The sequence below is a fragment of the Rickettsia australis str. Phillips genome (assembly GCF_000273745.1).
GTDB lineage: Bacteria > Pseudomonadota > Alphaproteobacteria > Rickettsiales > Rickettsiaceae > Rickettsia > Rickettsia australis.
The window spans coordinates 42,917-57,972 of record NZ_AKVZ01000021.1; the positions used below are offsets into that span (position 1 = coordinate 42,917).

The following is a 15,056-nucleotide window of genomic DNA, read 5'->3' on the forward strand; positions in this document are numbered from 1 at the left end:
CTAAAAGCGGTCTTGTTGTATGGACTGGTTTTTCGTCATTTTTGCGAGGCAATTACAAAGTAATTGACGAAGCAATCCAGTTAAAAATGCTATAAAATAGCATTTTTAACTGGATTGCCACGCCAGCCTGGCTTGCTCTCGCAATGATGGGGTAGTATCCACCGCAACAACACCTCACGGGGGGAAGGACACCTTATAGTTATAAATAATATAATAATCTATGAAAATACTAGCATTTGACACAGCCAATAATACTGCATCGGTAGCAATATCCAAAAATGAGAATATTTTGGCATATATAGAAGAATTACGCCCTTCTATGCAAGCAGAGAATCTCATGCCGATGATAGAAGACGTGATGAAATCAGCTAAATGTTCATATGATGATCTAGATTATTTAGCGGTAACTAACGGACCAGGTAGCTTTACCGGCATTAGAATAGGGCTTGCTTGTGCTAAAGGTATATTATTCGCCAAGGAAAATATTAAAGCAGTAGCGGTTAGCAATTTTGAATATGCTTACTTTAGAGCCATAACTCAAGTTAAAGACTATGATAAAATATATATCTTTTTAAACGCTTATCGCTCACAGCTCTATATGCAGGTTTTTCATAAATCAGGAGAAATGGAAGAGCTGTTATTGATAGATTTCAAGTATGCTATAAAGCTGCTTGCAAATGAGAAAGGTAATATAGTGTGCTGCGGTAGCGGACTTGAATTTATATATCACCAAATTATGCATTTACCGAATATAATAACCTTACCACGTTTTGCACGAGTTAAAGCATGGGTTATTTGTAGATATATTGCTAATAGATTATCGAGCGGTATGAAATTAAATAGCTTTATCGAACCGCTTTATATACGCCCACCTGATGCTAAAATAGCTAAAAAGGATAAGATTTAAAAAAAATCTTATCCTCTGTAATTTGCCTATTTATTAGAAGTATTCTATCCAATTATTGTTAGGGTCAAAGTTACTTTCAATTCCAGAATCATCAGAATTATATCCGGTTTTTTCACTATTACCTAACAACCCAATACTAGAACCCTTATTTACAAAATTTTCATGATATGCTTCATTAGAACTTTTATAATGTTCTCCTCCTTGTCTTTCAAGCTGCTCTACAACCTCTTCATCATCCATTAAGGTTGTTATTCGTTTAATTTTTTCAAAAGGAAGCCAAGGCAATATCTTTGGGTTAATATTCATGATTCTTACTATACTTTCATCTGAGGCGTGAGAAATTATTGTTGCTAGCTTAGCATTTGAAATATTACTTATGATTCTTACTAAATTTTCATTTGGAATAATATCAAGCTTTTCTGCAAATTTTTCTTCTCCTGCTAAAATAATTATATTTTTAAACCATTCATCAGAAATATCCTCATGTGATAATTTTTTTAGTTCCTGCTCGGTAAGTGCTTCTAAAGAAAGATTATTAGGGTTTTCATTAAATAATTTATCCAACTTATCTTGTGTGATTAAATCTATTACTTTTTCAAGATGCCAAGGCAAAATATAATAAACTAATTGTTGTGCTTGCTCATCGGAAGTATTATTAATTAATTCTGCCAATTTTGCATATGTCATCTTTTCAAACACTTCATCTAATTCATGTTCAGGCATATTTAAAATCTCTTCTACTAACTCATTATCAGAAAGAGTTTCAAGTTGATCTAAATGATCAAATGTTTCTTCAGCGTCAGTATATTTGATTTGCGAGATGCTTAGAGTATCTACCTGACCTTTTACTGCTTCTTGGAAGATTATTTTAGAATTTAAAAAAGGATATTTAGCTTGAGCTTCTACTATTTTTTTATTACATCTTGTACTTTTTTCATCATACGGCTTAATTGAATTATCCAACGCTGCTAAAAAATCAGTATTTTTTTCTTGATTAGTAGTTTGCTTTGGAAAAATTATAAACTCAAATTCATCATTAGCAAGATAAGAGGCTGGCTTTGGATAAGTATTATGTGAGATTAAATTTTGTAACTTATTAAAAATTGATGTTATTGACATAATACTTCCTCATTTCTTATTATAATAATCAGTGTTGCATTATAATAGAAATTATGAAGAGGTCAAGATAAAGGCTAATAATTATTAACTTTTTATTATATTTGACTTAAAATTGATTAATTTATCACAGAGGGATATTCTACTAAATATTATTCCCGCAGAAACGTGGCGTTGCCTGGCATGGCTCGTTTATGTCATCCCCGCCTACGCGGGAATGACATATAATAAAAATTCTACTATAATTGTCTCTGTTCTTGAACTAGCTCAAAAACTTCAACTGTGTCTCCTTCTCTAATATCTTCGTAATTTTCAAATGCTATACCACACTCATATCCTTCTCTAACTTCTTTAACTTCATCTTTAAAGCGTTTTAAAGTTTTGAGTTTTCCTTCATGAATGACTACATTATCACGTAATAAGCGTACGCCCGCTCCTTGCTTAATAATCCCTTTAGTTACATAGCTACCGGCAATTTTACCGACTTTGGTAATATTAAATATTTGTCTAATTTCTACGCTTCCGATATATTGCTCTCTAACGATCGGATCAAGCATACCGCTCATAATGGCTTTTACGTCATCAATTAAATTATATATTATACTATAATACCTAATATTGACTTTTCCTTTTTCTGCAGCAGTTAAAGCATTTGCCCCTGCTCTAACGTTAAAGCCGACAATAATAGCTGAAGAAGCATGTGCAAGAGATACATCGGATTCCGTTATCGGACCTACGCCACTATGAAGTATACGAAGCTTTATTTCATCACTCGGTAATTTTAATAAGCTACCTGAAATAGCTTCAACTGACCCTTGAACATCACCTTTAATAATTAAAGGTAATTCCTTAATTTTACTATTACCGGAAGCTTTTAAAAATAAATCTTCTAAACTTGAACGCGGTGCAATAGATATTTTCTTTTCTTTAGCAAGACGCATTCTATATTCGGCTATATCTTTTGCTTGTTTCTCATTTTGTACTACGTTAAATTTATCGCCGGCAAAAGGTACTTCGTTTAAACCTTGAATTTCTACAGGAACAGATGGTGTTGCTTCTACTATTTCTAGTCCCTTATCATTAGTCATCTTTTTAACTTTACCGTAAGAGCTACCTGCTATTATAATATCACCATTTCTTAAAGTACCTCGTTGAACTAATATAGTGGTTAGCGTTCCTCTTCCTTTTTCGATTTTCGATTCAATTACAACACCGGCAGCTGCACCGAAAGGGCTTGCCTTTAAATCCTGCATTTCTGCAACTAATAAAATCGCTTCTTCAAGTTTATCTAAGTTAATTTTCTTTAGTGCCGAGATAGGAATAACCATAACATCACCCCCTGCCTCTTCGCCTATAATTTCGTGGACATATAATTCGTTCTTTACACGCTCAATATCAATATCAGGCTTATCAATCTTATTAATAGCTACAATTATAGGAACGCCCGCTGCTTTTGCATGATTAATTGCCTCAACCGTTTGCGTTTTGATTCCATCATCTGCTGCAACCACTATAATAACTATATCCGTTACTTTAGCACCTCTTGATCGCATTTCTGAAAAAGCCTCGTGACCCGGGGTATCAATAAAAGTAATCGCTCTACCGTCTGCAAGAGTTACTCTATAAGCTCCAATATGCTGGGTAATTCCTCCAGTTTCACTTGCAGCAACATCCGTAGATTTAAGGGCGTCAAGTAATGATGTTTTTCCGTGATCTACATGCCCCATTACTGTAACAACCGGAGCACGAGTTCTCAAATCTTCAACCTTATCATCACTAATTAAAACATTTTCAACATCTGATTCTTGAACTCTTTTTACCGTATGCCCTAAATTTGTTGCAACTAGTTCTGCTGTATCGGTATCTATTGTTTGGCTGGCATTTGCAAGAATACCTAGCTTCATTAATTCCTTAATTACATCTGCTACTCTTTCAGACATAGCATTTGCAAGATCGCCGACTCCGATAACTTCCGGTATCGTCACTTCTCTATATACTTTCTCAGGTGCTTGTGATACTAATTTACGCTTTTCTTTTTCTCTAGCTCTTTTTATAGAAGCAAGACTTCTAGTTCTACCGCTTTCATCGCCGCCAAGCATATTGAAAAGATCGGCTTTTTTGAATTTTTTTGGCTCTTCTAACTTAATCTTTGGAGCAACTACTTTACTATCTGCTGTTTTATCTAATTCTTTCTCTGATTCTATACCGTAACGTGTTCGCACCCCTACTAAAAGAGACTTTACAAAAGCTTCTTCTTTCTTTTTAGATATTTGTGACGGTATATCTTCATTATCTTGAACGATTTTAGCACTAACTTCTACTTTATTTTCTTCGGTATTTTGCTGTTTTTGTTCAACTTCTTTATCAGTTTCTAGCGGTTCTATTTTTGAGTTATCAGACTGGTTAATACTTGCAAGTTTACTTAAAGTGCTTATTTGTGAATGGTCATTTAATTTAGATTGCTCAGCAGCTTTTTTAAGAATAGATAAACGCCTGTTAAATTCTTCCTTATTAGCATCAACAGCAGTTTGATCTAAGCTATTTCTTTCTTTATTTAATGAAAGGGTTGTACTACCGGTAGAGCTTTTTCTAACTTCTACTAGCGTTTTAGATTTAGCATTAATAAAGCTTTGAGCTCCTGTAAGAGAGTCAAAAGACTTATTAAGCGATAATTTTGAATTGCCAAGTGTCAACTTTTTGGGTTTGATTTCCTGGTTATCCGTCATATTTAAAACCTTTGTGTTTCTGTTTTTTCCGTCTACTACTATTACATCATTCCCGTAGAAATGTTGTCCACATAGCTATCATTCCCGCGAAACCGGGAATCCAAAAAAAGTATAAATACAGCAAGCTTTTAAAATTAAAAGCTCGATTCATCTCATTTTATACTGGATGCCCGCCTACGTGGGAATGACATCGAGCGTGTTTTTTGATTCATACAACCACTCTTTCGCAGGAATGACGTACATTCCCATCATCTAACTATCCTTTAATTCACCGTGCTGTCTAGCAGTTTTAATCAGTAATTTAATATTTTCGTCCGTTATATTAGAATTTGGAGCTAAATTTTTAAACTCATTTACACTCATCTCTCCTAAATCTTCTATGGTCTTTATACCATATTCAGCAAATTTTAATATTAATTCAAGCGGTAATGCTAATATATCTATTAATTCTTGCTCAACTCCCAGATCCTCTAACTTTTTGATAATCTTTTCATTCTTAAGGTCGACGTAATTAATAGCTCGATTTTTGATCTCTACTGCAAGTTCTTCCTCAAAACCTTCGATTCTTGTTAAAGTACTAATCTCACCACTGGCAATTTGTTCTACCGAATTAAATCCCGTTACCGATAAAAGCTGACCTATAACTTCTTCAACATCTAAAGCTTCCATAAATAATTGCGTAGAAGTTAAGAACTCTTCGTTTCTTCTTTTTGATTCTTGCTCTTCAGTCATTATATCGATATTCCAACCTGTAAGCTTAGAAGCTAAACGAACATTCTGACCTCTTCTACCTATTGCAATACTTTGATTTTCTTGTGAAACTACTACTTCTACCTTATGTCTATCCTCATCAATCAAAATTTTTGTAATCTCCCCAGGTGCAAGCGGTACAAGAGCATTAACTATAAACTGTGCAAGATCATTACTCCATAATACTATATCAATTTTCTCTCCGTTTAACTCATTTGTTACTGCTTTTACTCTATTACCTCTAATACCTACGCATGAGCCTACGGGATCTATACTACTATCTGAAGCAAATACCGCTATTTTTGCTTTTGAACCGGGATCACGTGCTACTGATTTTATTTGAATAATATCTTCAAGAATTTCAGGTACTTCTAGCTTAAATAGTTTAACTAGCATCTGGTTATCTACTCTAGACAAGAAAATCTGAGGTCCTTTTGTTTCTTGCCTTACATCCTGTACATATGCTTTTATACGATCATTAGGTTTAAAATTCTCACCCTTAATTAATTGATCTTTTCTTATTATTGCTTCAGCACGACTCAAGTCAACTATTATATCACCGTATTCTATTCTCTTAACTATCCCGTTTATAATTTCGCCTTTTCTATCTTTAAAGTCATGATATTGTTTTTCACGTTCAGCTTCTATAACACGTTGAGTTATAACTTGTTTTGCAGCTTGGGCCGATACTCTAGCATGATCAATCGGTGGTAAATATTCATATATCTCATCACCGATTTTAGCTTCCGGATTCTTTCTTAAAGCTTCTGCAAGTGAGATTTGCGTTAAGTAATCTTCTACATCTTCTACTATTTTTAAGATTCTTAAAAGATTTATCTCACCGGTTTTCCTATTTATCTGAGCTTTAATATTATATTCATTACCGTATTTTTTTCGTCCTGCTACTTGTACCGCTTGTTCAATCGTTGAAATCAAAATTTCTTTTGATATTCCTTTCTCACGAGCTACAGAATCTATAATTTGTAAAATTTCTACATTACCTATATTAGACATACATTATCTCTTATTGCGTTAAGGCCTTGCGTACAATTTCTAAAAAGACTTAATTTTGGTTATTTTTTAAAAATACCTCAAAATAGAAAATCAACTAGAACCCTTCACAGAACCTAGTAATTTTTAAAATACTTCTTCAGTTAAAACTAGATTAGCATTTTTAATTAAATTATAATCAATTAGTACTTCTTGTTCTTCACATTTTAAATATACTTTATTATTTTCGGCTTTAATTATTTTACCCTGATAACGAGTTTTGCCGTTCAATAATTCTTTAAGTTTAACTTTAACTTCTCTTCCTAAAAATCTATTATAATTTTTAAACTTTACTAACGGACGTTCAAAACCGCTTGATGCTACCTCTAAAGAATATGCATCTTCTATTAAATCTTCAACATCTAGAATAGCGGAGATAGTCCTGCTTGCTTTAGTACAATCTTCCACAGATATTTTTTCACCGTTTAAGCTATCAATCAATATCTCGACTACTTTATGGTTAACACCTTTAAACTTAACAAGAACTAACTCAAATCCCATATCAGTCAAGGATTCTTCTATTACGTTTGTTATTTGTTGTTCAATAGTTTGCATATTTGATGTTTATAACAAAAAAGGTGGGATAAACCCACCTATCTATAATTTTTATAATGCTTATCCGTAACGAAAATACACTAATTAGAATATATAAGCAATATTTAACTTTATATTTTTATGTCTAAGAAGCTATTGTACCGGACAATTTTTACTTTATATCATTCCCGCGGAAGCGGGAATCCAATTAAATAAAGCTTCTTAAAGCGTTATTTAAAAAATTATCCAATAAAAAAATCTTTAATTTTAAAGATTTTTTAGCCTAGATCCCTACTTTCGCATGGATGACATCGAGAGCTTGTTAAAAAATGTCCAGTACTATACTAAGAAGCTATCTTTAATCTCGTTTATAGTTGCTCTCTGTTTTTTCAATACCTGAATTTTTTTGCATCTTTCAAGTGCTTCTTTAGAATAAAGTTGATAATTTGAATCGGTAATATCAGCAATTTCAAGTAACCCCATCTTAGTCCAAAAGCGGATTGTAGAAACATTTTCGTTAGCGGCTTTAGCTAGTTCCCCGATTTTCATTAATCTTTCTGATTTTCCATTATATGACGGCTCTTTGCCTATTATTGCCTTTAAGTAAATATCAAGTGAACGGTTAACTGCGTTATAAATAATTTTCATATTTTTCTTTTGAACCACCAAACTGTGCAGTTTCTAAAGACGTAATATAAGGCAATCGTTCTTGAGGTCTTATAATTGCAGGCGGATAGCCTTCCATAATTAAAATTAAATGCATTAATAGACGTGCAGTGCGACCGTTTCCATCTGAAAACGGATAAATTGTTACGAGTCTATAATGAGCTTCCCCTGCAAGCTCCAACCGGATGAATATTTTTAACCCCATTTAACCAATTTATAAAATTTGTCATTAATAATGGCACTTTTGCAGGATAGGCATTACGACGGGAGAACCTGAAATACGTACGGATACATTTCTATAATGACCTGCATTATAGTCATCAATACTATGTAAAATTGTATGATGTATTGCTAAAATATCTTTTTCGGTGATTTCGTAATATTTCTTTTTAGCAAGCTTTTGGATAATATCTAAAGCTTTTGCATGGTTGGTAGCTTCTAAATGTTCTACTAATGCCTTACCTCCTATAGTTAAACCCTTTTCAATAACTATAGCAGTCTCTTTGCGGGATAAAGTATTTCCTTCGATAGCATTACTTGTATAAGTTAATTCTATCTTAAATCACTCATCTAAGTTTTTAGTTAATTCAGAACTTAATGGACGCAAATCATCTAACTTCTTCTTTTTTTATCTAAAAGATCATATTTCATAAATATAAAGTGTTAAGTGTTACTTTATACTTTAAATCATTCTTATTTAATTATCAAAGCTTAAAATGTCCTGCTATTAAAAACTCCTTATTCCCCTTAGATCCCAGTATTGGACTTTCTATAATATCAAATATTTTAAAATTATGCTCTTGTTCAAGCCAATCTTTGATTTTATCGCATACTTTTTGATGTAAGAGAGGATTTTTAATAATTCCTCCCTGCTCTACTTCATACTTTGCAACCTCAAACTGCGGTTTTATTAAAGCAATAAGCATGCAATCTTCTTTAGCTAAATTTAGTGAAGTCGGCAATACAGTAGTTAAACTAATAAAACTGGCATCACAAACAATTAAATCAGGCTTTATCGTTATTTGTTTATCAGTTAAATATCGTGCATTAGTCTTCTCAAGCACTTTAATTTGTGGATTGTCGCGTAATTTAGGATGAAGTTCGCCATAACCTACATCTACGGCAAAAATTAATTTTGCTTTACGCTCAAGTAATACTTCGGTAAAACCGCCTGTGCTACTACCTATATCAATACAAACTAAATTTTCAGGATCAATTTTAAAATAATCCAAAGCAGCAATTAACTTTAATGCACCTCTTGAAACATAATGATGCTGCGGTAGCTTTACCTTAATGTCGGTATCATTTATATTAACCTGTATCCCAGGCTTAATTAACTGCTCATACTTATTATGTACTTTACCTTGAATAATCAAGCTTCGTGCTATAGTAATATCTGTTACAAAACCTTTTTGCAGCAAATATTCATCAAGCCTTATTTTAGTCATGACTTTTTAAATCTGAATTTAACTTATGTTATAGGGGTTCATTAGATAGGAAATATACAATTTGTCTAATTGAAAGTTGCAGTTTCAATTAGACATAATATATTTGAGCCATACAACAATGTTGCAATTGAAAGGAGCATGGCAATCTAGAAAAACATTTAAACCCTAACCAATATATGTCTTTTCTTGCCAGCAGAGAGCTTTACAACATTTTTATCGAGTAGGAAAGTAGTATTAATTATAATATTCTCATCTTCGACTAATCTATCATTTATCTTAGCACCCTTCCCTCTTATAAGCTTGCGTGCTTCTGACTTAGAGCTAGCAAGACCCACCTTGTGAAATAACTCATATGCACTAATACCGGCTTGTAATAGTTCCTGCTCTAAAACAACGGTAGGTAAATTCTCATCGATTTCTCCTTGTTCAAATATCTTTACTGCAGTTTCTAGAGCTGATTTTGCTGCCTGCTCCGAGTGACAAAGCTTAGTTAGCTCATACGCTAGTTGCTTTTTAGCTGCATTAATATCTTCAGCCGCTAAGCTCTCAAATTCATTAAGCTCTTCAGAAGTTAACTCACTATATAATTTAGCAAATCTAATTACGTCGGCATCTTCACAGTTACGCCAATATTGGTAATAATCATACGGACTTAACAAATCTTCATTAAGCCATACTGCCCCTACCGCAGTCTTACCCATCTTAGCACCTGAGCTAGTCGTAAGTAGTGGCGTAGTCATACCGAATACTTCTTTGCTACTTATTTTACGAATTAAATCCGCTCCCATTACGATATTGCCCCATTGGTCACTACCGCCAAGCTGCAAACTGCAATTGTAATGCTTGCTTAAATAATAAAAATCATAGGCTTGCAGCAACATATAGTTAAATTCTAAGAAGCTTAAATGCTGCTCACGCTCAAGCCTTAGTTTTACCGAATCCATAGTAAGCATACGGTTGATTGAAAAATGAATGCCAAAATCTCTTAAAAACTCTAGATAATTAAGAGAATCAAGCCACTCTACATTATCGAACATAATAGCATCACTTTTACCATCACCGAATTTGATAAATTTTGATAGTGATTTTTTAATCCCTTTAGCATTTTTAGCTATATCTTCTTTGCTTAAAATTTTGCGAGTTTCGTCTTTCCAAGTAGGATCACCGATTTTACTCGTACCGCCGCCGATAATGACAATAGGCTTATGCCCATGCTGCTGAAGTAACCGTAATATCATTATCTGCATTAAACTACCGATATGTAGCGATGTAGCAGTACAGTCAAAGCCTATATAAGCCACTATTTTTGTTTCTTTCGTTATAGTAGTTAACCGATCCAAATCGGTACATTGATGGAAATATCCTTTATTTATAAATTCTTCTATAAAACTCATATATTATTTCTTATCTTCTAACAATTCCTTTTTTGCTTTTCTACTAAGTAATAAAGTCTTAAGGAAAACAGTATCTTCGTCTTCTTCTACAAACGGCACAGCATATACTTGATCAATCATTCTAACATATAAAATTTTTTGACCTGCATGCTTCCTGTGATTATGATGTAATTTGACATCTAGTAAATTACTGTCTTCAATTGATTGAACTATCTCTTCAAAGCTTACACCACGCTCATGTAATCACTTAGAGTTCTTGTCATGATTATATCTAAATTTGATCATTAGTATTTAAAGTTTAGTAGTATCTAAATGAATTAGCATATTAAGATAGGTTTGATAAGGTAAGCCATGCTTAGAAGCTTTAATTTTTATTGCTTCTATGTCATGTTCTGCAACCCTGATAGTAACAGATCTCTTTATTATTAAGATGTGCTTTTGCAGACTTTTGAAATAATGCAATGAGAGCAGGATCATCAACTGTTTGCTGCTTTTCAAAATTATCTTCAATATCGTGTTCGTAAGGATCTAGCTTGATACCCATAGACACAACCATTTTTAATGTTTAATTGATTATAAATAATGTAAGTACTTTGTCAATACTTGATATATTAGATTATCATGCGAATAGTTGTAAATCTGTACATCGGATTTTGTGAAAGAAATTTAATTTAATCTACTTTTTAGTTTTCTTTGTATTATAGGAAGTAAAATATAAATCAAAACAGGCAATAAGGCACATTTAATCAAAAATGTAAAATTAAATAATATTGTTGAATTTTTTATTATAGGAAAAGTTTTATAAAAAAGAATAACAGAATAAAACTAATAATTATATCTATAGTTTTTTGCACATTATTTAAGATCAAATCAGAATTATATTTAAAGCAAATATATACGATACCATAAACCAATAAAGTTCCTATTGATAATAAAAGCAGTAAGGGAAAAGGATTGTCTTTCGATAACAAGAAACATATACCTATCACAAAAACCAATGTATCAATAATAAGATTTAGTACTATTTGCCCATCTACCTAATTTGTGCCTGCATAAAATTACTTCTATAAAATAATTAACACTCCAAAAATCATACCGCCTATAACATCATATATACTATGTACTCCAAGATATAGGCGTGAAAACATAATATTAATAATTGCAATAGATATTATTTGTAACGTTTTTGAATTAAATGATAAAAATATTATCATAAAGAAAACAGTAGCCACCTGTACATCTCCACTAGGGAAACCAATAGATAACATATGTAATGTACTATGGGGGCGAGGAATAGAAAAAGCATTTTTAATAATAATATTCAATAATGTTGCAAATGATATAAGCCAGCCTAAATCCAAAAATAAGCTATTTCTTGGATTTAACCAGTAAATAATCACAATAATTGTGATGTAAAAATAATCACTCGCAAAAAAGGAAATATTTTAAACCAATTAGTTAATATTGCACTTCTAAAATTCAATACCAATTCAGGCTCTAGTATAAATAACGTCATTGCTTAAGACTTATGGTTGAGTAGTATAGAAAACTTCTATCTCTAAAAAAATATCATATATATCTTTTAAAAGCGGTATTACATCCTCTTTTTGAAATAAGTTTAAAATTAATAAAAGCAGTTTCTTCTATGGTAAATAAATTATTAACAATATAGAGTATCTTCAAAGTAACAGTTTAATATTTATAACTAATATTTTAACTTAACTGAATTTTCATTAACTTGTTTGACTTGATAAATAATGGTTTAATAAAATAACAGGCATTAAATATAGGGATTATATCAATAGAAGATAAGACAAAATTTAATAAAGTTGGTAAGCAAATAAGCGAAAGCGAACATCAGGCAACACATAATGTTTTGAATACACCAAAAAGAAAACAAGCGGAAATAAATAAACCATACCAAGATTTTACACCTTTTTCAGAATCTAGCCCAAAACAAGAGCCAAACAAGACTCATCAAGGTTATACAAGCTCTATCGAAACACCGGATCCCCAAACAACACCCATCTCTACAAAACCACCACAAATCGTTACAAAAAACTTAAATGTTACTAGCAAAAACCCCGTTAACGCTATAGCACAAAAATTAATAAACCAATTTAAAGGCAATAAACCGGTTCATAAAACTAAACAACCTCCTACTCCATACTTCTAGCCCTACTAATAAATCAACTGGCAAAGGTCAGAGTAATAGTAGATAAAATTTTTATTTTCTTAATGTCATACCGTGGCTTACTATTCCACTAGGCATTGCCTGCGTGGATACCGAAATCGTCATTGTAAGCGAGCGTTGTTACATGGATTGGTTTTCTGTCATTGCAAGAAGAATTACGTAGTAATTCGACGAAGCAATCTAGTAAAAAATTTTGTAAATCAGAACTTTTTTAATTATTTTTTCTCGATTGCCACGTCGCTTTTCTCCTCGCAATGACGATTAGATGTCCACTCAACAACACCTTCCCGCTTTTAGCTAAGAATGATATAGATCCTTGTAACACCAGGACCTTTTCATAGAAAAATCATCAATGTATTTTTAACTAAATAATGAATTATTAATTTTTTAGTAATTTACTAAAATTTCCTCTTGACATGCCGTCAAGCTATTAGTACATAATGCACCTAAGACAAAAACGAAACTATCAATAACGCATTATAATCTTTACGGAATATATTAATTATTACTTTTTTAAGTAAGTATTATAATTTAATCAAAATTTTTAAAGGGGATAAATTATGTCTAAATTTTTTTCAAAAAATACAGATTCTAATAATATACCATCAGAAGTAGTAAATAATTCGACTACATACGCAGGAATACAAGTTTCTGACGCAACATTTCACTACGTTGCAAGTGCTACAAAACATTTTGCATACGCAACAACGGCTGCTGCAAGCTGTAGAGTTTATGCTACTTTAACTGCTACTTACGCTGCTAAAACAGTTATTCAAGATGTTCTTGGACTTTGGTGCTTACAAAGAATTTGCCGCTGAAGTAATGACCGGACATGCCTTTGGTATTAGTTATGCCTGAAATTGTAAAAACTGTAGTAGGTACAGCTGCAAGTGCTATTTATCACTATCCCACAGCTGTGATGGCAACCTTTGTCACAGCTGCAGTTGTAGCTTCACCGGAAAAATGTAACAGAAACTGTGAAGAATGCAGCTTGCACAGTAATGAAAGCAGCAGAGTGTGCATATCACGATGTAGCTGGTATAGTAAATGTAGCAGGTGTTGGACATTTTGTTTATGATACCTTACCAAGCTACAGCGAAATGGATCTAGCCGGTAGCAATAGCATGGCAGCAGTAATTCCATGGATAGGAGCTGTCGCATAAATCTCTAAAATAGCTAAAAAAGCTACTCGTGTCATACCGTGGCTTGTCCACGGTATCCAGTAAAATCACTAAAAATACTAACACAACATTAGTATTTTTAACTAGACCCCATGGTCAAGCTAGTACCAGACAATTTCTATTCTATGCCATTCCCGCAAAAGCGAGAATCCAAAAAATATTTATACTGGTCATTGCAAGGAGCGTAGCGATGTGGCAATCTTGCTTAAATTTCATGATATTACTTCGTCGGCATAAATGCCTCCTCGCAATGACGGGGATAGGCAATACTGGATCCACGCTTTCGCGGAGATGACATCGAGGTCTTTTAAAAAACTGTCCAGTATTATATGTCAAGTGAACTAGGTAACACAGTGGATTTTACCAATCCACATAACAATGCTATGTGGTAATGACATAAAACAATCCACACAATAATATCTACTACCTCCCAAACACCTCGCTCTAAAATATTCTCACGTACTTTTTAAGCAGTAACTTAATAATATTTAACCTAGTTTAATTTAGAGCAACTTGTTAACAGCATTAAATAGTTGAATAATAATTTAATAGCATTAGTAAATAAGTTAGGGGCGTTATTATGTCGCAAGACAACCAACCAACTAAATAACCTACTACTGAGAAGCAGATTAAAGAAATTATTCATGGTACAAGAAACGATATACGTGATATAGAAGGTTATGTTCTAGGGCAATTAAAAATCAAATAATAGCAGATAAAAAACCTATAGATATCAATAACGAGGATTTTAGAAAAGCTTTTAAAGGAATCTTTGAATCTGATCCCAATGAAACTTCTACTGTAGAAATAGATGGGCAAAAGGAAGTGGTAAAAAATAACGTTATAAATGTTCCGGCAACAATACTTGCAATAACCGAAACAATCAATGATGCACAAGATCGAAGAGCTTCATCTGATAATTTTGCAGAACTTAAACAAGAAATGGAAAAGTTTTCCACTGAATTACGAGACGCTTTTACTTCTAATGAAAAAATAAATAATTTAATAAAAAATCGTTTTAAACAATAGGTTATAACTGATGCTGTACCTTTTAGTGAACTCAACAACGCTCAGCTATAAGGTTGAGAAG

The 15,056-nt window shown here is 32.6% G+C and carries 14 protein-coding genes and 2 pseudogenes; 5 read left to right on the plus strand and 11 right to left on the minus strand.

Annotation, left to right across the window (positions count from 1 at the left end):
* The first annotated feature begins 220 nt into the window (after positions 1-220).
* On the plus strand, positions 221-907 hold the full coding sequence (tsaB, locus tag A452_RS0103795; RefSeq protein WP_014412626.1) for a tRNA (adenosine(37)-N6)-threonylcarbamoyltransferase complex dimerization subunit type 1 TsaB: 687 nt from the start codon (positions 221-223) through the stop codon (positions 905-907).
* A 33-nt stretch (positions 908-940) separates the two neighbouring features.
* On the opposite strand, the gene A452_RS0103800 is transcribed toward tsaB, so the two are convergent.
* From A452_RS0103800 to A452_RS11975, 11 genes and pseudogenes are all read right to left on the minus strand, one after another.
* Positions 941-2,026: a hypothetical protein gene (locus A452_RS0103800; protein WP_014412625.1), complete on the minus strand. Its 1,086-nt coding sequence runs from the start codon at positions 2,024-2,026 to the stop codon at positions 941-943.
* Positions 2,027-2,262: 236 nt separating this feature from the next.
* Positions 2,263-4,749 carry a translation initiation factor IF-2 gene (gene infB, locus A452_RS0103805; RefSeq protein WP_014412624.1) on the minus strand — a complete coding sequence of 829 codons (2,487 nt, stop codon included), beginning with the start codon at positions 4,747-4,749 and terminating at the stop codon, positions 2,263-2,265.
* Positions 4,750-5,001: 252 nt separating this feature from the next.
* Positions 5,002-6,513, minus strand: coding sequence for a transcription termination factor NusA (nusA, locus tag A452_RS0103810; RefSeq protein WP_014412623.1), 1,512 nt, complete (start codon positions 6,511-6,513; stop codon positions 5,002-5,004).
* A 123-nt stretch (positions 6,514-6,636) separates the two neighbouring features.
* On the minus strand, positions 6,637-7,104 hold the full coding sequence (gene rimP / locus A452_RS0103815) for a ribosome maturation factor RimP (protein WP_014412622.1): 468 nt from the start codon (positions 7,102-7,104) through the stop codon (positions 6,637-6,639).
* 318 nt (positions 7,105-7,422) lie between these two features.
* Positions 7,423-7,731: a helix-turn-helix domain-containing protein gene (locus A452_RS0103820; protein WP_014412621.1), complete on the minus strand. Its 309-nt coding sequence runs from the start codon at positions 7,729-7,731 to the stop codon at positions 7,423-7,425.
* The gene (locus A452_RS0103825) at positions 7,715-7,954 is read right to left on the minus strand and encodes a Fic family protein (RefSeq protein WP_017208565.1); all 240 of its coding nucleotides are present in this window, start codon (positions 7,952-7,954) and stop codon (positions 7,715-7,717) included. The genes A452_RS0103820 and A452_RS0103825 overlap by 17 nt, the downstream gene beginning before the upstream one ends.
* A 499-nt stretch (positions 7,955-8,453) precedes the next feature.
* On the minus strand, positions 8,454-9,197 hold the full coding sequence (locus tag A452_RS0103830; protein ID WP_014412619.1) for a TlyA family RNA methyltransferase: 744 nt from the start codon (positions 9,195-9,197) through the stop codon (positions 8,454-8,456).
* 158 nt (positions 9,198-9,355) lie between these two features.
* Entirely contained in the window at positions 9,356-10,591 is a 1,236-nt protein-coding gene (gene tyrS / locus A452_RS0103835) for a tyrosine--tRNA ligase (protein ID WP_014412618.1), read from the minus strand.
* A 3-nt stretch (positions 10,592-10,594) separates the two neighbouring features.
* Positions 10,595-10,876: pseudogene (locus tag A452_RS12825) on the minus strand (hypothetical protein).
* Positions 10,877-10,882: 6 nt separating this feature from the next.
* A pseudogene (locus A452_RS08290) lies at positions 10,883-11,135 on the minus strand (CopG family antitoxin).
* A gap of 520 nt (positions 11,136-11,655) precedes the next feature.
* Positions 11,656-11,991 (minus strand): phosphatase PAP2 family protein, encoded by a 336-nt coding sequence (locus tag A452_RS11975; RefSeq protein WP_017208566.1) that lies wholly within the window; start codon positions 11,989-11,991, stop codon positions 11,656-11,658.
* Between the two features lie 476 nt (positions 11,992-12,467).
* On the opposite strand from A452_RS11975, the gene A452_RS0103855 reads away from it, so the two are divergent.
* The 4 genes from A452_RS0103855 to A452_RS11390 all read left to right on the plus strand — a co-directional run bounded on the left by A452_RS0103855 (position 12,468) and on the right by A452_RS11390 (position 14,995).
* Entirely contained in the window at positions 12,468-12,767 is a 300-nt protein-coding gene (locus A452_RS0103855) for a hypothetical protein (protein WP_014412613.1), read from the plus strand.
* Between the two features lie 578 nt (positions 12,768-13,345).
* Positions 13,346-13,603 (plus strand): hypothetical protein, encoded by a 258-nt coding sequence (locus A452_RS0103860; protein WP_014412612.1) that lies wholly within the window; start codon positions 13,346-13,348, stop codon positions 13,601-13,603.
* A gap of 159 nt (positions 13,604-13,762) precedes the next feature.
* Positions 13,763-13,948: a hypothetical protein gene (locus tag A452_RS11980; RefSeq protein WP_017208567.1), complete on the plus strand. Its 186-nt coding sequence runs from the start codon at positions 13,763-13,765 to the stop codon at positions 13,946-13,948.
* An 843-nt stretch (positions 13,949-14,791) separates the two neighbouring features.
* On the plus strand, positions 14,792-14,995 hold the full coding sequence (locus A452_RS11390; RefSeq protein WP_014412610.1) for a hypothetical protein: 204 nt from the start codon (positions 14,792-14,794) through the stop codon (positions 14,993-14,995).
* Positions 14,996-15,056: the final 61 nt, after the last annotated feature.